Origin of the sequence: Butyricicoccus sp. AF35-5AC, assembly GCF_003477715.1 — a bacterium.
Classification (GTDB): domain Bacteria; phylum Bacillota; class Clostridia; order Oscillospirales; family Butyricicoccaceae; genus Agathobaculum; species Agathobaculum butyriciproducens.
Genome location: NZ_QUDX01000003.1, coordinates 194,517 through 213,403, shown reverse-complemented (window position 1 = coordinate 213,403; position 18,887 = coordinate 194,517). Strand labels below are relative to the sequence as shown.

Genomic DNA, 18,887 nt, shown 5'->3' with positions numbered 1-18,887 from the left:
GGTTTATTCTGTCATTACTTCTGCGATACCCGCCATGATATACTCCGCGCAGGGCAGGGCGATCGCGTTGCCGAGCGCAAAGCAGCGGGCATGGTTGCTGATGGGTTCATCCTTGCAGCCGTATGCCGTCCAGCCCTCGGGCAGGCCCATGAGCCGTTCACATTCCAAGGGCGTAAGGTCACGGATAAAACCGTCCTGCTCTTTTCCCTCATACCAGAATGCGAAGGGCTGACCTACACTGGCAAGCAAAGTTGGGAAGGGTTCGCCGTTTCTGCCGAAACACGTGCGGAAACCTTTTTGATCGCCCTGCTTTGCCATTGACCGCATCCGCCGGAGCTGGAAGGGACGCACGACGGGTACCTGCCGCCCTGCTTGAGCAGCAGGTATTCGATCTCCGCGGGCGGCGGGCAGCCTGCTTTCGCCGCAAGGCGCAGGATACGGGAGCATACTGCGGGGCTTAAATAATACTTCTGCGGCACGTTCTCCTGCAAAATCCGCCACGACGAACACCCGCCGCCTACGCTGCGAAAGAGCGGGTTCTCCCCAATACTGGGCGTCCATGAGCCGCCAAGCGGTATCAGCCCGTCCCCCTCGCACCATTCCGGCGTGCGCCCAGATACCACTATCAGGCATTGGAATCTCGGTACCTGTGAATGCGTGGAGCACGGCTGCAAAATCCAGCCGGTCATTTGACACAAAAGCTCCCGCGACGTTCTCCCAGACAGCGAAAGCTGGATACCGGTTATCTGTTGCATTCCTCATTTCCTCAATAATACGCATGGCCTGATAGAACAGGCCGGATTTACTGCCTGCCAGACCGGTACGGTTGCCGATCTGCGACAGATTTTGGCACGGCGAGCCGAACGTGACCACATCCACGGGCGGTATTTTGCCGCCGTCTATCTGCGTAATATCGCCCAGATGCAGCATTTCAGGGAAATGCCGCTTGGTGATGGATACCGGCGCTCTGGCGATCTCGCTGGCCCACACGGGGACAATGCCACAGCGGGACGCGGCGAGAGGGAACACGCCGATGCCGTCAAAGAGACTGCCGAGTTTAAGTGCGGACACGGCCGGACCTCTTGCGCCCCCGCGCCCGCACGCCGTCCATGCTGTTCCACTTTGGGGATTTCCCACGGATGCGGGAGAAGCAGTCACAGCGTTCGTCCGGGTCCAAATTCGCCCCGCAGTAGGGGCAGGTGTGATAGTACATAAGCTGTCCTCCTTTTGATGGTTGGTTGATGGCCTGCACAGATCCCGGCGGCGGGCGGGCATGGTGAGTGACGATCTCAGGGCATAAAAATAACCGCCCGGACAGGGCGGTTCGGTGGATTGTTCGGTTGTTCATAAACTTATTCTTTCTACATAATATTTTTGTCACACATGATTCACCTTGACAAAAAAGGCAATCTAAGATATCCTTTTATTAGAAAAAGCAGAATACAGAATTTTAACATAATTTCTAACATCAAAAGATATTTCAAAGGAGATTTGCTACATGGGTATGATTATTGAGTTTAATTGGTTTATGGTTGTCGCTAATGAAAATAAAATACTTGAAGAGCAAGAAAACCTATTCTATACAATAAAGAGTGAAAAACGCATTTATCCAATAGGTTTCCAAATTCCATTAATCGTTAAAGAACAGGGTTGCATCGGCATGATAAAAGTTTTAAAAACTGTTATTAATGAAAAAGAAACAAGGATTTATTTCAATAAAACTGAGTCTTTTGATATGAAGAGTGCAGTAGCCACTCATTACTATGAAAGATATTTAGATTTCAAAAAACGTGAGAAAGAAATAAATCCTTGATTCATATCACCATAATTATTATATCTGTGGCACCCTAATCTAAGTTTTTATGGTATATCATTGAGCTATGATATAAATTCCATAAAATTGAAGATCGGGGTGTCGTATTTTTAGATATGATGATGGAGGTCATTATGCTAGGAATGCGAGGATTTTATATCACTAAGGCCGAATATGATTCAATACGAAAAAATCTGGTATCTAACAACAATCAACTGATAAAAATTGCATTACAGAATCTTATTACTAAGTTAGAATATGGTCAACGTATGAATAATGTCTGTTCAAAAGATTTATGTGCAGTACTATATGATGTTGTTCAGAACGATGATTATAAAATCAGGAAATGGGCATATCACCTCATTGTTTACAAACAAAATCGTGCATTGGTAAATCGTTGCATTCATAACTTGAAATCTGGATTCGAAAAAGATGCAGAAAATATTAGTTGGATATTGGCGATTGTGTCAAGATCTTATAACTCGGATATGCTTCACGAGTTATATAAAAAATGTCCAGATACAAAAATATCACAGCAAACATATACTTTATGCTCTACCTTGTTTTCTTCAAATTCAAATATGCTTAACGCTCAAGAAATCAATCATATTGTTGATGGGGAAGATTTTCTGTCTAAAATGTGGTTAACCAAAGTTTTTGGCTGTAATTATAATCGACAAAAAAAGAGAGATTATTCGAATTTGATCAACGCTAACGTGATGAATTCTTTGTTGCAAGATACCAGCATTCAAAGATATGCTTTATGGGCCTTTTCTACTTTAGAAAAAGTCAATGTAAAAGTAATTGAAATCAATCCATATGATGCAAAAAAATTACCATCTAAAAGTCTAGCATGGTACTATACAGGATTATTTAAAGATGAAAATTATATTCAAGAAAATGTGGATCATATTATAAATATTCTTGAAGACTTTCTGATTTACCCTCAAGTTGTGCAAATGGGTATATTAAGAGGCATTTGTAGTGCACATTATCCATTAGGGGAAATGTTATATCCAATAGCAAGTGCATTTTTAGAATTAGATGAGAACGATGATAAACAGTTACCCTTGGTGATACTATTTATTCAAATTCTAATTGATCATGAAAAAGAAAGCGGGGAAATCACCAAAATATTGAAAGATTATAGCGATTCAACAACTTGTGATGAATTGAGAAGATTATTATGGTATCGTGAAGGGATAATCACGGAGGAATCTAATATGGGAATAGTTATCAACGGGAATGTTGGAAATATTCAAAATAATGAAGGAATATCAATGGCAAACCAAAATAATATTTTATTTTATACAGAATCCGATTCGACATTAAATCCGCAGTCTATTCAGCAAGATGTAAATCAAATAAAAGAAAAAGTCGTTGCCGGTGAATTTGATGGATATTTTGAAGGCGAAAACGATGAGTTAGAGGCGCTTTTTGAAAAAGTGCAATATGGATTTAATTCGGCAAAACGTAGCAACGTAGTTAAGGAAAAAGAGGTTCTGGAACTACTATCTAAAGTAGAAGTCGATTTAAGAGAATTGGCACATGAAAGTAAAACGGACAAGAAAAAATCACGATTCTCTGATATGCTATCAAAGGTTTCACAAATTTGCTCGATATCCGTCAACGCACCAAAGCTGTGGCCCTTGTTAAAAGATGCAGTGGATTTTATCAAACAGTTTTTGCATATTTTGGAAATTTAATCAATTTTTACACAGGGAGACTAGAGCCTTAAATCTTTATTTTAATGCAAACTCGCCCATCCCCATCTTAGATATACGGACGAGATCATCTAAAAAATGACATCAATTTCGTTAAAATAGTGTCATTTCATGTTAGCTGCTGCTGCCACCTGGATTTTGACACCACAAATGACACCAGAGATTTCGGCTACTATAATTTTGAAACGGCCTGAAACGGTGCTTTTCGTAGATCCTTTACACTGCATTATTGAAACTTCTGATTTCAAAATTACAGACTGTAAGCATTTTAAAGGGGAAATGCTATACTTTTGTTCTACCTTTGAACTTTTCGTATAATTGAAGGGAAACTGCTTTTGAAAAACTGCGGTTTTCCACCCTCTTGTGAATTACCCCTTTTCCCTTAGAGGGCTTGGGTGCAGATGGTAGACTGCGTAAGCGTAGAAAAGGAGGAACGACAGAGGATTTTTTCTACTTCGTGGTATAACACCTTTCCGCATTGTCGGCTATATTACTGCTACACATATGGTTTACTCTACGCAGGCGCGGCATACCCGTGCCGCGCAACACGTTTTCCGGTGCAGGTTATCCATCACCTGCGGGTAAAACTTCTGCTTATTGATGAATACTACTACCATGGGGCGGCATGACCCCATGCCGCCTTGCAAACCTTTTGCACAATTTTAATTTATCGGCACGTGCCTGTAGGGGCGCGCATTGCGCGTCCTTTTTACCTTCTGCACAATTTCAATTCCTTGACACATACTCCGTAGGGGCGGACCAATGTGTCCGCCCTGTAAACCGTTACACCAGTCGTTAAAACGGACGCACACGCTGGTGCGCCCCTACGGAACGCGAACGACAGACGTAGCAGCAAGGCAGCCGTGAACTGCGAATCGGTGCAGGAATGGACGCGCAATGCGCGCCCCTACGGACAGGTAACCCGACTGCCGTTCCCCTTTTCAACGCTTACGAAGTCCACCATCTGCGCCCAAGCCTTCTGAGGGAAAGGTAGGAGTTCAAAGAGGAAGGAAAACCGCCGGTTGTCCTTCCTTTTTGCCCTCTGCCGTGGGTACGGCAGCGTCACCCGCCGTGCCACGGCGCACCGCTGTGTTACATCATTCCCACATTTGCGGTTACTCAAACAAAAAGGAGGCTGCACACCTCCTTTTTTCTCATATGCACTTACTGCTCCCGGAAGTGCACCTTACCGGTCTCGGCGTCCATGCCGTCCACGATAGCGAGCGACTCGAGCTGATAGCCCAGATTGCGGATAATACGGCCGCCCTGCTGGAAACCCTTCTCCACGGCAATGCCGATGCCCTCGACCGTACCGCCGGCCTGTGCCACGATAGAGATCAGGCCCTGCAGCGCACAGCCGTTTGCCAGGAAATCGTCGATAACAAGCACATGGTCGTCCGGACCGAGGAACTTTTTAGAAACGATAACCTGATTCTTACACTTATGTGTAAAGGATTCAACCTCGGCAACATAAACCTCGCCGTCGATGTTGACACTCTGGGTCTTCTTCGCAAACACAACCGGAACGCCGAAATGACGAGCCACGATGCAGGCAATGCCGATGCCGGATGCCTCAATGGTAACGATCTTGTTGATCGGCTTGTCCGCGAAACGGCGCTTGAACTCCTCACCCATCTGATCAAACAGGTTAATATCCATCTGATGGTTCAGAAAGCTGTCTACCTTCAGAATGTTGCCTTCCTTAACAACGCCATCCTTGACAATTCGTTCCTCTAAAAAGTTCATGCTGCCACTCCCTGTTTTTTTGCTTTATTTTCATCAGCTCTGCAATAGCTGCACTTGGTATTTTATCATTGTACTATACTTCGACAGGTTTTTCAATCATTCGTGCGGAAATTATTCCTCAATTTTCTCCGCATACTGCCGAATGATTTCCGCAACCTGCTCATGCGTGCCAACAGCGTTGATAAACTCCAGCAGGGCATTTGCCGTCATGTGCGCGGGCAAATCCAGCGCGTGCAGCACGGCAGCGCGGCGTGCGGTGCTGTCGGGTCTGCCGGACAGTCCCCACTCGTAAAAATCCGCCTTGGTGATGACAGGATGCACCGGCATTTCGCTCTCGTCCTGCTGTGCAAAGGTTGCACCCGCTCGGCGGAGCGCGTCCAGAATCACCTGCGGACGCATGCCCTCCACGCCCAGCTTGCCCTCCTTGGAGCCATGCCGCTTGCGGCGTTCCTTGCCCGCGATATCGGGCACATACGCCTGCTTGATGCAGCCCTTCGGCAGCGCGCCCTTGAGATAGTTGCGGATGACAAAGCCCGCACCGTCACTATCGGTCAGCACGATGAGACCGCGCGTTTCCGCAATACGGCGCAGCAGCTTGAGTTGGTCTTTATTGTTAAAAATGCGGAATCCGCCGCTTTCGAGCACCACGGTGTCCACCACCTGCCGGACGGTGTTCACATCATACCGGCCCTCTACCAGAATCGCTTCCCTGATGCGCGTCATTTCTTTTCCCCCTTCAGTTCTGCCGCCATGGTGAGCAGCGTCAGCTCGATCTGCTTCTGCCGGTCTGCCGCGCCGCCCTTGAGTGTGGCATCGGTCTCCGCGCACAGCGAGGCCGCCTTTCGCAGCCAGCTGAGCGGCACACGCCGTGCTGCATTCTGAATCTGCCTTGCGTAGTACGGCGATTTCGAGCCGATCATCTCCATCAGCTGTTTTTCGCCGCCGCGATTCTCCGCGCACAGCTTGGCGGCATACAGACGCTGGATGTGACGTGTGATGGCAGTGAAGATCATGACCTCGTTGTTCTTCTGCGCGAGCAGCTCCCCGACGAGTGCGACCGCCCGATCAAACCTGCCTGCGGTTACCGCGTCGGTCAGATCGAACACGACGGCATCCAGCACCGGCGAGCATACCGCGTCGATGTTATAGCGCTTGATAACGCCGGTTGTGGTATGCGCGGCTGCCTTTTCCATCTCACCGGCGAGGTTGGTCATGGAATTGCCGCACAGGAAGATCATGTACGACGCATCTCCCGGTTCGATCATGCAGCCGAGCGCCTTGGCACGCCGCTCGAGCCACGCCACCAGTTCCTGCTCCTCCGCGTGTGCGAACTCGGCAAAGCAGGCGCGCTTCTCGAGTGTCTTGTACAGCTTGGTTCGCTTGTCCGGCTTGCCGTCCAGCACGTCGTAGTAGAACACGAGGCAGACGTACTCCGGCAGATCACCAAGTACGCTCGGCAGCACGTCTGCGAAGCCGGCAGGCGGCTTGAACAGGTCGAAGTCCTTGACGATGATGAGCTTTTTATCTGCCATCGCGGGATAGCTGTCAATGGCTTCGGTCAGTATTTCCGGTGTCAGGCCCTTGCCTTCGAACTCAATAAGATTGAAATCCGCAAAGGTCTCGTCCACCACCTTCTGCCGCAGCTGCCGCAGATAGTATTCCTTCATGTAGCTTTCCTCGCCCGAAATGATGTACAGCGTGGCAAATTCGCCGTTTTTCAGGTCGCGGATCAGCTGTGATTTTCCGTTTGGTTTGGTTTCTCTTGCCGCCATGTGTTACTCCTTTTTGAACTGCCGTGCGATCTCACCTTCCTTATAGGTGCTCTGCACGTCCAGTCCCTTGTGCGACCGCAGTCCCTTCTCCGAACTCGCCGCAATGATGATATGCTGTGCACCTGCCGCTTCGGCGTACTGTGCCATGCTTTCGCCGCTGCTCAGATGGTTTGCGCTGAGCACCAGCTCCGCTGCGGCAGGCAGCGTGTTTTTCTCTAAATAGGCCGATAGCTGTTTCTCGGTCGGACTGTGCAGGATGAGCACCTCGTCCGCTATGCTTACGGCCAGTTTTCCCTCGATGACCGGGAAAATCTCCACCGGTGCGATCGGGTTCGCAAGCGTCACCGGCTCGCTTATCTCCCGCGCCTCACGCTCGTGCACGAAAGAAAGCAAATCAGCGTTGGTTTTGCGCTCCTGACAGCCTGCGGGCATGAGCAGTTCCCCAACCTCGACCGTTTCCATCAGCTCCGGCAGGTTGCGCGCATGTCCCTGATCGACCGCGGTCAGCACGACCGTATCCAGCCGCTTCAGACCATTCCAGCGCAGCCACTCGCGTACCTGACGCGCAGCGTTCCGGTAGCTGCCGCAGTCTATGAGCATCGCGTGTTCGGTGTCGCTCAGCAGAATGGCCTGACCGCTGCCGCACGGCAGATACGTCACCGTATACCGGCCGTTCTGGTGCTGCACCTCGGCAATACATAAGCCGATCAGCACCACCGCCAGACACGGCAGCACGGCTTTCCATTTGACGTGCTTTCCAGCAGTCAGCCACACGAGCAGCGCCGCGAACACGATGCCGAGCGCCGCCAGACCGAAGGTGTTGTTCGGGTGCAGCGTGCCGAAGCCGAGGTCCGCGATGATATTCGCTGACCAGAGCAGATAGCTTATGAGCGGACGCACCAGTCCGGCGAGCATCGGCACAAGCGCCGGACAGACGGCTGCTGCAACACACAGCACGAACCCGCCCACAAAGCAGAGCGAGGTCACGCCGACCGTCATCAGGTTGCTGATGGGCGACAGCACGGACACCGCGCCGAACGAGGTCAGCAGAATCGGTACTGTAAATATCGTAGCGCAAACCGTGCAGCTGAGTGCGCTCGTGATGACCGCAAGCGCCTTGCGCACGAGTTTCGGCGCACCGGCAAACGGCTTTTCGAGTGCATGCTGCAGCTTCCCTGCGAACAGAATAAGACCGAGCGTGGACGCGAATGAAAGCTGCAGGCCCACGCTTGCGATCGCGTACGGATTGACAAGCAGCAGGACAGCCAGTGCCATCAGCAGCGCGTTCAATCCGCCTGAGCGGCGCCGCAGCAGAAATCCGCCTGCAGCCGTCAGGTACATCAGTGCCGCACGCAGCACGGACGGCGTGGCTCCCGCGACCGGCACAAACAGCAGCACCAGCGGGATGGACGCAACCGTTCCCCACTGTTTGCCGAACAGCAGCGTGCAGAACCCGACGAGAAAGCCGATGTGCAGTCCGGAAACGGCCACCAGATGGCTGAGACCCGCAATGCGGAACGCGGTCTGGTCGGTATCGCTCAGATTTTTGCTGCCGCCGACCAGCAGTCCGGTCAGCAGTCCGGCTTCACGTTCCGGAAGGGTACGCTGCACCGCATTTCGGCAGAACCGCGCGATCCTCTGCGGCGCAAAGCGCAGGCTGTCCCGTTTAGAGTCCAAGACCTCGAACTGCACCGCGTTGTGCTCCTCGTCGGTCGCATACGCGCCCGCGATATAGCAGCCCTCGGACGCCTGATATGCCGCACGGTCAAAGCCGCCGAGCGTGTCCGGCACATAAAGTGTGGCCATGACGCGTACCCTGTCTCCTGCCAGCAATGGCGGTTCGGTTTCCGGCAAGTAGCACCGCAGGCGAAACCGCCTGCCGTCCGCAGTCTCCGCCGAGAGCAGCACGCGCTGGTCGGTGTCGTACACCTCGGCATCCCGCAGGGCGGCTGCGGTGATCTCCTGCGTTTCGCCGGCTAAAGCACGAATGGGCACGACCCGCAAATCCCGGAACACGGCAAAGCCGGTCAGCGCAAGAGCGGCAGCCGCCAGCACAGCAAACACATTCAGCAGACACTTGCGGCGGCGCAGAAACACAGCCGCAAGCACCAGAAGAAGCGCGATCGGTGCAATGATATGCAGCTGCACCGGCAGCTCCAGGCAGACTGCCGCGTACAGCGCGGCAGCCATCGGCGGCACCAGATAAACCAGAGGGCGTTCTCGCATACGGGTCACTCCCTTGCCTTTTCTACTATTATAGCAAAGACCGGAACGCGCCGCAACCGCAGACCGCCTTACAGCGTACTTCTGCGGAACTGGGTCGGTGTTGCGCCGGTTTTCTCGGTGAAGGCTGTAATAAAGTTGACCTCACTGCGGTAGCCGACGCGGAACGCAATTTCCTTGACCGAAAGCGACGTGGACTGCAGCAGGGCCTTGGCCTCGTCAATCCGGTGCAGCATGATGTACTCGTGCGGAGAAAATCCGGTCGTGCTGCGGAACAGCCGCGAGAAATGAGACGGACTCAAGCTGACCGCGTCCGCCACCTTCTCCACGGATAACGATTCAAACAGGTGTTCTCCGATATACTTGACCGCCTGTGCAATGGCATCGTTTTTCCGGTCGGGTCCCGACTGCGCCGGAAACAGCAGCGCGCACAGGATTCGGTAGATGCGCTGCGAGCGGTCCAGTTCGGTCATATCGCCGGTGCGCAGACCGGAAATGATCTGTGCCAGCTCCTGCTCGATGCGTAAATCCGCCGGCGGCGTAAGCACCTGCCTGCCGCCGCGGAACGCGAGTATCTGCTCGAAAAATGCCGCCGCATTTGCGCCGTCAAAGTGAATCCAGAGCGCTTCCGCGTCGCCCTTGGTATAAAAATGATGCGGTCTGCGGCAGTCCACCAGTCCGATCTGTCCGCGCTCGGCGCAGTAGAGCTGGTCGGTCTCAAAGTACATCGTACCCGAGCGAACGTAGGTCAGAAAGAGATTCTTGTGGCTCTCCAGATGGGCGATGTCGCAGCTGTCGAGAAAATTATACCGCGCATCGTAGTAATAATGTCCCACGCGGGTGACGTAGTAAAACAGCCGCCGAGCGGTCGCGGACGGCGTTGAGAAAAATCGTTCCGAGCGCGACAGCACACCCGGCTCACTGAAAACCTTCACGGCATTCCCTCCTCCGCCTTCTATGATAGCACAAAATATGAATAGATTGCAGTATTTTGTTATTGCCAAATCAAAGAAAATTCGGTATGCTGTTAGCAGAAGTAAAAAAGCTGAGCCGGAACGATAGATATTGCGGTTCGTTCCGTCCGATCAGCTTTGAAGGCAAGGGGTTGTTGTAATGATAAAGGAAAAGACGTTTTATAAATCCTTTATGGTGCTGGCACTGTCGCTGGCGCTGCAGAACCTGCTCACCTACGGCGTAAACCTGATGGACACCATGATGCTCGGACGGTACAGTCAGGATGCCATGGGCGGCGTAAGCCTGTGCAATCAGGTGCAGTTTCTGCTGCAGATGCTGGTCGTCGGTGCAGGCGAGGGCGCAGTCGTTATGGGCTCGCAGTACTGGGGCAAAAACAAGCTGGAGCCAATCCCGCACATCATCGGTGTGGCTTTGCGCTTCGGCGGTTCACTGGCGGTGCTGATGTTCGGCATTGTGCTGTTCTTCCCGCACCAGCTGCTGTCGCTGCTGTCCAACTCACCGACGGTCATCGCAGAAGGTGAAAAGTATTTCCAGATCATCTGCTTTACCTATATTATCTTTACAATAACCAATATTCTGGTCGCGTCTCTCCGCTCGATCGGTGTAGTAAAGATCGGCTACATGATCTCGGGTTCGACGCTCATCATCAACGTGTGCCTGAACTACTGCCTGATTTACGGCCACTTCGGCTGTCCGGAGCTGGGCGTGCGCGGTGCGGCTATCGCAACGCTGGTTTCCCGCTGTGTGGAGCTGCTCATCGTTATCTACTACCTGAAGTTTAAGGAGCACAAGCTCAATCTGAGCCTGCGCAAGCTGGTTCACATCGACACCAGCTATGTGCAGGATTACATGCACGTTTCCCTGCCGGTGCTCATCAATCAGGCGCTCTGGGGCATCGCGCAGATGGTACAGACCGGTATCCTCGGTCATCTCGGCGGCGATGCCACGGCTGCCAACGCGATCGCGGTGCAGGTATATCAGGTTCTGTCGGTTGTCTGCTATGGCGCCGCGTCCGCATCCGGCATTGTGGTCGGCCGCACCATCGGCGAGGGCAACCAGCAGCGGCTGCATCCGCTCGTACATACGCTGCAGGTCCTGTTCGTCTCCATCGGACTGTGCTCGGGTCTTTTGATCTTCCTTCTGCGCGTACCGATCCTTGCGCTGCTCGGCGGTACGCTCACCGAAACGGCGTACAAGTATTCCCTGCAGTTCATGCTGGTGCTCGCCATCACAACGGTCGGCACCTCGTACCAGATGGCGTGCGATAACGGCATCATCCGCGGCGGCGGCGACACCAAGTTCAGCGCTAAGATGAATATCATCAGCATGTGGCTTATCGTTGTGCCGTTCTCGGCAATGGCGGCTTTCTGGTGGAAGTTCCCGCCGGTTGTCGTGTTCTTCCTGCTCAAGTGGGATCAGCTGTATAAGATCATTCCCGTGGCTATCCGCCTGCACAGCTGGAAGTGGGTCAAGAAGGTGACTCGGCCGGATACCGCAGAAGGTTAAAATCGAATTTATCCTCTCTCTTTGGGGCTCGCTGCAAGGCGGGCTCCTTTTTCTGCACCGGGTTTCCGGGGCATACGAACTGCGTTAGCGTGTTCGCCCCTAACGGGCGGCTTCTTTTTCTGCACCGGCTGACCGGGGCACACGAACTGCCGCAGGCGGGTTCGCCCCTGACGGGCAGGGGATTTTCGCTGAACCTCAGCGGGGAGTGCGCTCTGCGGAGCGCGGAGATTCGCCGTACCCACGGCAAGGGGCAAGAGGGTAGACACCTACGGTTTCTACCCTCTTAACTCCCATTTCCCTTTATTTCTTAGTCTGGCGCAGATTGCCGACATGTGACCGCTGCGAAATGGGGAACGGCAGTCGGGTTACCGCAGCGTATCTTTCGCAACCTATTCGCAGTTCACAGATAGCGTACTGCTACACATACGGGCTGCTCTGCGCAGGCGCGACACAAGGTGAATTGCCCGAAGGGCAAGAGAGGGTCCCCTGGGGGATAACCGTGTCGCACAATTCTTTAGCGCGTTGTTATAGACAGGGCCTGCGAGAATAAATGCTGCCGAACGCCTACATTCGCAGGGGCCGGGCGTAACAACGTGCAAACGAGTTGCGCGACACGGTTATGTCGCGCCTGCGCAGATGAAATCACATGTGTAGCAGAACGGTATCTGACACTGCGAACAGGTTGCTCAAGAGGACGGACAACGAAGGCAGTCCGTCCGTAGTAGAGGAAAAATCCTCTGCCGTTCCCTATTTTCGGAGCGGTTGCCGGTCTCTGGTCTGCGCCAGACTATCTAACAAGGGAAAGGCAGGAGTTCAAAGAGGAAGGGCACTCATTTAATCCGCGCACGGCGCGGGAAAAAGGTTTAGCAGCCTACGGGCAAACCGCAGGTGTCCCTTCCTTTTTGCCCCCCGCCGTGGGTACGGCGTTACCCCGCAGAGCGCAACTTTCCGCAATTTCAGTTGACAACTGCCCGCAAAAGTGGCATAATAGATACGCAATACAGAAAATGCGATGAGGAAACGAGTTTTCCATCCGCCGTTCTTCAGAGAGAGGACATTCGCTGCAAGTCCTTGTCCGGTGCGGAAAACAGCCACTTCCGAGCAGTCTGCAACTGAAACAGACCGTCCGATCCCCGATACCGGATTACCGAGATGGATATGGCATACCCATATTCAAATCAAGGTGGTACCGTGGAAGCATGCTTTCGCCCTTGAAGTCCGGGCGGAGGCTTTTTTCATTTTCTGTTTTATTTCCGTAAATTCTTTTTTGGAGGAATCAATTTATATGCAGTACAGAGGACTCAACGAGCTGCGCGAGATGTACCTCAGTTTCTTTGAAACCAAGGGTCATCTCCGCCTGCCGAGCTTTTCGCTCATCCCGCAGAACGACCCGTCGCTTCTGCTCATCAACTCCGGCATGGCGCCGATGAAGCCGTTCTTCACCGGCGAGCAGGAGCCGCCGCGCCACCGCGTTACCACCTGCCAGAAGTGCATCCGCACCGGCGATATCGAGAACGTTGGCAAGACCGCCCGTCACGGCACCTTCTTCGAGATGCTGGGCAACTTCTCCTTCGGCGACTACTTCAAGCGCGAGGCCATTCACTGGAGCTGGGAATTCCTGACCAGTCCGGAGTGGGTCGGCATTGACCCGGATCGCCTGTATCCGTCCATCTACGTTGACGATGACGAGGCATTCGAGATCTGGAACAAGGAGGTCGGCATTGCACCGGAGCGTATCTTCCGCTTCGGCAAGGAGGACAACTTCTGGGAGCATGGCTCCGGTCCGTGCGGCCCGTGCTCTGAGATCTACTACGACCGCGGCCCCGAGTACGGCTGCGGCAAGCCGGGCTGCACCGTCGGCTGCGACTGTGACCGCTACATGGAGGTATGGAACAACGTATTCTCCCAGTTCGACAACGACGGCCACGGCAACTACTCTGAGCTGAAGCAGAAGAACATCGACACCGGCATGGGTCTGGAGCGTCTGGCATGCGTGGTACAGGGCGTTGGCTCCCTGTTCGACGTTGACACCGTGCGCAACATCACCAACAAGGTTTCCGAGATCGCCGGCAAGCACTACGGCGAGAGCGACAAGACCGATGTTTCCCTGCGCGTTATCACCGACCACATCCGCTCCACCGTTATGATGATCTGCGACGGCGTTATCCCGTCCAACGAGGGCCGCGGCTACGTTCTGCGCCGCCTGCTGCGCCGCGCTGTTCGTCACGGCAAGCTGCTCGGCATTGACAAGCCGTTTATGTCCGACGTTGCTTCCACCGTTATCAACGAGTCCGGCGGCGCATATCCGGAGCTGGTTGAGAAGCAGAAATATATCCACAAGGTTATCGAGAACGAGGAAGCCAGCTTCAACAAGACCATCGACAGCGGTCTGGCTATCCTGAATGACAAGATCGCCGCTTCCGACGGCAAGGAGCTGTCCGCTGCGGACGCATTCCAGCTGTACGACACCTACGGCTTCCCGATCGACCTGACCCTTGAGGTACTCGAGGAGCAGGGCATGACCACCAGCCGCGAGGAGTTCGACCGCCTGATGAACGAGCAGCGCGAGCGTGCCCGTGAGGACCGCAAGAAGATGGGCGACCTCGGCTGGCAGAGCGAGGATCTGGGTCTGGACAAGTCCATCAAGACCGCATTTGATGGCTACACCACCCTTGAGGAGTCCGCAAAGATTCTGGCTATCGTAAACGAGGGCGAAGTTTCCGGCGCAGCTGCCAAGGGTGAGAAGATCACTGTTGTGCTCGACCGCACCCCGTTCTACGCGGAGATGGGCGGTCAGATCGGTGACCACGGCGTTATCACCGGCAAGAACGGCGCAATGGCCGTTTCCGATGTTCAGAAGACCAAGGACGGCAAGTATATGCACATCGGCGTTGTCACCGAGGGCGAGCTGTCGGTTGAAGACGAGGTTACGGCTTCTGTTGATGCGGCTTACCGTCAGGCTATCTGCCGTGCACATACCTCCACCCACCTGCTCCAGAAGGCGCTCCGCACCGTGCTCGGCGACCATGTTGAGCAGGCAGGCTCCTACACTGCAAACGATCATATCCGCTTCGACTTCACCCACTTTGCAGCGCTGACCGCCGAGGAACTGGCCAAGGTCGAGGATATGGTAAACGATGCGATTCTGTCTGGCAGCCCGGTTATCACCGAGGAAATGAGCATCGACGATGCCAAGAAGAAGGGCGCTATGGCGCTGTTCGGCGAGAAGTACGGCCAGACCGTCCGCGTGGTACAGGCCGGTGACTCCATCGAGCTGTGCGGCGGTACGCATCTGGACAACACCGCGAAGGCCGGTTCGCTCAAGATCATCGGCGAGGCTTCTGTTGCAGCAGGCGTGCGCCGTATCGAGGCTGTTACCGGCAAGGCTGTTCTCAAGCTGATGAACGACCGTCAGGCGGTTCTCAACGAGGCTGCTGCCGTACTCAAGACCAACCCGAACGAGCTGTCTGCCAAGATTGAGCAGCAGGTAAACGATATGCGTACCCTCAACAAGAAGCTCGAGAAGATGGGCGCAAAGGTCGCTGCAATGCAGATGGTTGACCTGTTCAACGTATCCCGCAACATCAAGGGCGTAGACGTGGTTGCCACCAAGCTGGATGACGCATCTGCCGACATGCTCCGCACCATGGGCGATGACATCAAGAGCAAGAAGGAGAACATGGTTGCCGTTCTCTCCGCAGTCAACGGCGACAAGGTAAGCCTGCTTTGTGTCTGCGGCGCTGAGGCCGTCAAGAAGGGCGCACACGCCGGCAAGATCATCAAGGAAGTTGCCAAGATCGTTGGCGGCGGCGGCGGCGGTCGTCCGGACAGCGCAACCGCAGGCGGCAAGAATCCGGCAAAGCTGGAGGAAGCACTCGAGGCTGTCAACAACATCGTTGAAGCAATGCTGTAATAAACTTTAGGGGAAAGCCGCGGGAACGCTCTCGCGGCACTCCCCTTTCAGAAAGGAGCGATCATTCCATGGAAGATTGTCTGTTCTGTAAGATCATCGCGGGCGATATCCCGTCGAGCAAGGTGTACGAGGACGACCTCTGCTACGCCTTCAACGACATTGACCCGCAGGCTCCCACGCATTTTCTCGTGATTCCGAAGCAGCACATCAAGTCTGTTGCCGCCGTTGATGCATCCAACAGCGCGGTTGTGGCGCACTGCTTTGAGGTCATTGCGAAGATTGCCAAGGAGCGCGGCATGGACAGCTTCCGCGTGGTCTCCAACATCGGAGAGCAGGCGGGTCAGAGCGTGTTCCATCTGCATTTCCACGTCCTTTCCGGACGGGATATGACCTGGCCGCCGGGCTAAACCTTCTTCTAAGGGGGACGCTGTCCCCCTTAGATACCCACAAAGTTCCGTAGAAACTTTGTGGGATATCCCCCTCTCGTCCGCACAACGGACGAGGCCGTGCAACGGAGCACGGGCAGTAGAGAAAAAGTCCGGCAGAGCCGGACTTTTTCAGGGAATTGAATCGGCGTACTGCGGTACGCCGCTGCCTGCTGCTTAGCAGAACGGCAGAAAAAAGGCACACCGTTTGGTGTGCCTTTTTGTATGCGTTGGTTTACGTTTTGCTTTTTCCTTAAATAATGATGCCGTTGCAATGGTCGATCTCATGCTGGATAATCTGTGCGGTCCAGCCGGTGAAGGTTTTCAGTCTCGTCTGGAACTTTTCGTTCTGGTACTGCACCTTGATGGATTGCCAGCGGCGCGTTTTGCGCGTGCCGGTCAGCGACAGACAGCCCTCCTCGGCCTCATAGCCGCCGGACTGCTTGACGATTTGCGGGTTGAACATCACCATATACGTTCCCTCGTTATCGAACGCGATGATGCGCTTGTTCACGCCGATCATGTTCGCCGCCATGCCGACACAGCCGTCCTTATGCGCTTCGAGCGTTTCCAGCAGGTCGGTTGCAGTTTGGATATCGTCCGGCGTGGCCTGCTCGGCCTTCTGCGCTAAAAATTTCTCGTCTTTGCAGATTTCCTGAATCATATTGTGCTCCTTATTTATGTTTGCGTTCCCAGGCAGCCATGACGGCCAGCTGCTCCGGTGTGTGGAACCAGTGCTCGCCTTGCGGCATGATGATCAGCTCCGCACCGGATTTTGCCGTGTAAGTGCGGATAGTCGCCAAGTCAGTCATGCTGTCATTTTCGCCGTAGAGAATGTACTGCGGGCAGTACCAGTCCTTTGCCGGATGCGCACGCACCCAGCAAAGGTAGTCCCACGAGAGCATATCCCCTTCCCTTGCGGGATACATGCCGCGCTCGCGCAGGATTTGCTCGGTAATGCCTGCCGCGCATATCCTGTCACAGATCAAGCGCTCCATATCCACGATGGGCGACACGAACAGCGCTTTTTCCGGTGCAGCAAACGCCAACCGCGCAAAATACGCGCCGATGCTGGTCGCGCGCACGTTTATCGTGCGCCAGTGTGCTCTTGCGTAAGCCATCACGCGGGTGAGTTCGGGTGCGACTGTCCATGGTGCAAATTCCTCATTCCGGTTTTGGCGCATGCCGTGATTCGGCAGGTCGATGGACAAAACCTGTGCGTCCGGAGCCACGATTTCGGCAAACGGAAGGGCTTCTTCCTTGCAGCCGAATTGTCCGTGAACGAACAGCCACAGCGTGTCCGATGGCTCTCCGTACAACACCGCCGGTGTGTTTTCGATGAAGAATTGTTCGGTTTTCATGCGTTATCCTTGTCTGCCAGCCAGTTCAGCGCACACCAGGTATGCAGCGCTGCACCGCGCGGCAGGATATCCTCGTTGAACACGACCCTTTCGTTGTGCATCGGCTCACCGAATGCAGGATTTTCCTGCTTGGTGCCTGCACCGATGAGCAGGTATGCGCACGGTAAATCGTAGGTGTAGGACGCAAAATCCTCCGAGCCCATGCCGCCCTCGTCCATCCGATAGATCAGCTTTTCGCCGAACAGTGCACCGGCAAGGTCTGCCATACGATTGGTCAGCGCAGCGTCATTCCTGAGCGGCGGCGCGGACGCGATCTCTTCCGTGACGGCTGTGCCACGAAACGCCTGTGCGGTACACCGGGCGATTTCCCCGATGCGGGTGAAGATCTGTGCGGACAGGTCGCGGTCAAAGCTGCGGATGGTGCCCTCGAGCACCGCAGTCTGCGGGATAATATTGGGCGCCTCACCGCCGGTCATACGGCCGATGGTCACGACAGCAGGCGTTTTTGCGCCGATCTCGCGGCTGATGATCTCCTGCAGCGACAGGTAAATATGGCTTGCGATATTGAGCGGATCCACGCCCTTTTCCGGCATTGCGCCATGGCATCCAACGCCGTTTACCGTAATGCGGAACAGCGTGCAGCCCGCCATAAATGTGCCGCGTCCGCACAGAACCAGTCCAGACGGCGTGCCCGAATTGACGTGCAGCGCAAAGCCTGCCTGCGGTGCCGGGTCTTTCAGCACGCCCGCCGAGAGCATGGCCTTCGCGCCGGTAAAGCCTTCCTCGTCCGGCTGAAACACCAGCTTGACCGTGCCTTGCAGCTGCGTCCGGTACTCCTGCAGCAGCTGTGCCGCACCGAGCAGCATCGCCGCGTGCATGTCGTGGCCGCAGGCGTGCATGCAGCCATTCGCGGATGCGAAATCCAGTCCGGTCTGCTCGGTCACGCACAGCGCGTCCATGTCGGCGCGCAGGAGCAGACAGCGGCCAGTCTCGGTGCCGGTTATCTCCGCGACGACACCGCCTGCCAGTTCACGCGGCTGATAGCCCATCTCAAGCAGGCGTTTTTTGACGCAGGCTACAGTGTTCGGCAGGTCGGTGCCGACCTCAGGTGCAGCGTGCAGCGTCCGCCGGTCGCGGACAATATCCTCGCGGATGCGCTCTGCCGATGCAAGCACCTGCTCCGCCGTTATGGTTAAGGTTTGTGACATGATTTTTCCTCCCTTGTCGGTGTTTCTATGGCAATACCGCATAATTGGACAGAAGCGATTGTGGTATGCCTTAAGTATACCATAAATTGCAGGAAAAAACCGCTCTGTTTTTATTTGGCGCAGCCATTTCCCGTATTTGCCTTGACGAAACGCGCTGTAAATTGTATCATATAGGTATATCATTGTGTCCACATGGCAACTTGGCGGCAGCGTGACAGGCT

Annotated in this window: 15 protein-coding genes; 5 read left to right on the top strand and 10 right to left on the bottom strand. The window is 54.2% G+C overall.

The genetic code is table 11. The annotated features are described in order from the left end of the window. Positions 1-3: 3 nt before the first annotated feature. Positions 4-1,071: a DNA cytosine methyltransferase gene (locus DWZ82_RS06190; RefSeq protein ID WP_117492388.1), complete on the bottom strand. Its 1,068-nt coding sequence runs from the start codon at positions 1,069-1,071 to the stop codon at positions 4-6. Beyond that, complete coding sequence (locus DWZ82_RS15135; protein WP_158557260.1) at positions 1,058-1,213, bottom strand: hypothetical protein; 156 nt, start codon at positions 1,211-1,213, stop codon at positions 1,058-1,060. The genes DWZ82_RS06190 and DWZ82_RS15135 overlap by 14 nt, the downstream gene beginning before the upstream one ends. Positions 1,214-1,498: 285 nt before the next feature. Here DWZ82_RS15135 and DWZ82_RS06185 point away from each other — a divergent pair, with 285 nt between their 5' ends. Next, positions 1,499-1,813, top strand: a complete 315-nt coding sequence (locus DWZ82_RS06185) for a DUF2584 family protein (protein WP_117492390.1) — start codon at positions 1,499-1,501, stop codon at positions 1,811-1,813. Positions 1,814-1,947: 134 nt separating this feature from the next. Next, positions 1,948-3,519 (top strand): hypothetical protein, encoded by a 1,572-nt coding sequence (locus tag DWZ82_RS06180; RefSeq protein WP_117492392.1) that lies wholly within the window; start codon positions 1,948-1,950, stop codon positions 3,517-3,519. Between the two features lie 1,182 nt (positions 3,520-4,701). On the opposite strand, the gene DWZ82_RS06175 is transcribed toward DWZ82_RS06180, so the two are convergent. The 5 genes from DWZ82_RS06175 to DWZ82_RS06155 form a co-directional block, all read right to left on the bottom strand. Further along, positions 4,702-5,283, bottom strand: coding sequence for a xanthine phosphoribosyltransferase (locus DWZ82_RS06175; protein ID WP_118479573.1), 582 nt, complete (start codon positions 5,281-5,283; stop codon positions 4,702-4,704). 111 nt (positions 5,284-5,394) lie between these two features. Beyond that, positions 5,395-6,006 (bottom strand): toprim domain-containing protein, encoded by a 612-nt coding sequence (locus tag DWZ82_RS06170; RefSeq protein ID WP_118479571.1) that lies wholly within the window; start codon positions 6,004-6,006, stop codon positions 5,395-5,397. After that, positions 6,003-7,055, bottom strand: coding sequence for a DNA polymerase III subunit delta (holA, locus tag DWZ82_RS06165; protein WP_118479569.1), 1,053 nt, complete (start codon positions 7,053-7,055; stop codon positions 6,003-6,005). The genes DWZ82_RS06170 and holA overlap by 4 nt, the downstream gene beginning before the upstream one ends. A gap of 3 nt (positions 7,056-7,058) precedes the next feature. After that, positions 7,059-9,281 (bottom strand): ComEC/Rec2 family competence protein, encoded by a 2,223-nt coding sequence (locus DWZ82_RS06160; RefSeq protein ID WP_118479567.1) that lies wholly within the window; start codon positions 9,279-9,281, stop codon positions 7,059-7,061. 68 nt (positions 9,282-9,349) lie between these two features. Next, positions 9,350-10,213 carry an AraC family transcriptional regulator gene (locus tag DWZ82_RS06155; RefSeq protein WP_118479565.1) on the bottom strand — a complete coding sequence of 288 codons (864 nt, stop codon included), beginning with the start codon at positions 10,211-10,213 and terminating at the stop codon, positions 9,350-9,352. A 178-nt stretch (positions 10,214-10,391) separates the two neighbouring features. On the opposite strand from DWZ82_RS06155, the gene DWZ82_RS06150 reads away from it, so the two are divergent. From DWZ82_RS06150 to DWZ82_RS06140, 3 genes are all read left to right on the top strand, one after another. Further along, positions 10,392-11,759 carry an MATE family efflux transporter gene (locus DWZ82_RS06150; protein WP_118479563.1) on the top strand — a complete coding sequence of 456 codons (1,368 nt, stop codon included), beginning with the start codon at positions 10,392-10,394 and terminating at the stop codon, positions 11,757-11,759. 1,285 nt (positions 11,760-13,044) lie between these two features. Next, complete coding sequence (alaS, locus tag DWZ82_RS06145) at positions 13,045-15,672, top strand: alanine--tRNA ligase (protein ID WP_118479561.1); 2,628 nt, start codon at positions 13,045-13,047, stop codon at positions 15,670-15,672. A gap of 68 nt (positions 15,673-15,740) precedes the next feature. Then, a complete protein-coding gene (locus DWZ82_RS06140; RefSeq protein ID WP_118358512.1) occupies positions 15,741-16,079 on the top strand; it encodes a histidine triad nucleotide-binding protein in 339 nt (112 codons plus the stop codon). Between the two features lie 271 nt (positions 16,080-16,350). Here the strand turns inward: DWZ82_RS06140 and DWZ82_RS06135 are convergent, their stop codons facing one another. From DWZ82_RS06135 to DWZ82_RS06125, 3 genes are read right to left on the bottom strand one after another with little or no spacing between them, the layout of a single operon-like run. Next, positions 16,351-16,761: a peptide deformylase gene (locus DWZ82_RS06135; protein ID WP_117751176.1), complete on the bottom strand. Its 411-nt coding sequence runs from the start codon at positions 16,759-16,761 to the stop codon at positions 16,351-16,353. Positions 16,762-16,771: 10 nt separating this feature from the next. Further along, positions 16,772-17,458: an alpha/beta hydrolase gene (locus DWZ82_RS06130; RefSeq protein ID WP_118479559.1), complete on the bottom strand. Its 687-nt coding sequence runs from the start codon at positions 17,456-17,458 to the stop codon at positions 16,772-16,774. After that, entirely contained in the window at positions 17,455-18,666 is a 1,212-nt protein-coding gene (locus DWZ82_RS06125) for a M20 metallopeptidase family protein (protein ID WP_118479557.1), read from the bottom strand. Before DWZ82_RS06125 ends, DWZ82_RS06130 begins: the two co-directional genes overlap by 4 nt. Positions 18,667-18,887 lie beyond the last annotated feature (221 nt).

Excerpts from the sequence above, each read along its gene's own strand:
- DWZ82_RS06185 (WP_117492390.1), top strand. The coding sequence starts at position 1,499 with ATGGGTATGATTATTGAGTTTAATTGGTTTATGGTTGTCGCTAATGAA.
- DWZ82_RS06170 (WP_118479571.1), bottom strand. The coding sequence starts at position 6,006 with ATGACGCGCATCAGGGAAGCGATTCTGGTAGAGGGCCGGTATGATGTG.
- alaS (WP_118479561.1), top strand. The coding sequence starts at position 13,045 with ATGCAGTACAGAGGACTCAACGAGCTGCGCGAGATGTACCTCAGTTTC.
- DWZ82_RS06175 (WP_118479573.1), bottom strand. The coding sequence starts at position 5,283 with ATGAACTTTTTAGAGGAACGAATTGTCAAGGATGGCGTTGTTAAGGAA.
- DWZ82_RS15135 (WP_158557260.1), bottom strand. The coding sequence starts at position 1,213 with ATGTACTATCACACCTGCCCCTACTGCGGGGCGAATTTGGACCCGGAC.
- holA (WP_118479569.1), bottom strand. The coding sequence starts at position 7,055 with ATGGCGGCAAGAGAAACCAAACCAAACGGAAAATCACAGCTGATCCGC.
- DWZ82_RS06125 (WP_118479557.1), bottom strand. The coding sequence starts at position 18,666 with ATGTCACAAACCTTAACCATAACGGCGGAGCAGGTGCTTGCATCGGCA.
- DWZ82_RS06180 (WP_117492392.1), top strand. The coding sequence starts at position 1,948 with ATGCTAGGAATGCGAGGATTTTATATCACTAAGGCCGAATATGATTCA.
- DWZ82_RS06160 (WP_118479567.1), bottom strand. The coding sequence starts at position 9,281 with ATGCGAGAACGCCCTCTGGTTTATCTGGTGCCGCCGATGGCTGCCGCG.
- DWZ82_RS06135 (WP_117751176.1), bottom strand. The coding sequence starts at position 16,761 with ATGATTCAGGAAATCTGCAAAGACGAGAAATTTTTAGCGCAGAAGGCC.
- DWZ82_RS06140 (WP_118358512.1), top strand. The coding sequence starts at position 15,741 with ATGGAAGATTGTCTGTTCTGTAAGATCATCGCGGGCGATATCCCGTCG.
- DWZ82_RS06130 (WP_118479559.1), bottom strand. The coding sequence starts at position 17,458 with ATGAAAACCGAACAATTCTTCATCGAAAACACACCGGCGGTGTTGTAC.
- DWZ82_RS06150 (WP_118479563.1), top strand. The coding sequence starts at position 10,392 with ATGATAAAGGAAAAGACGTTTTATAAATCCTTTATGGTGCTGGCACTG.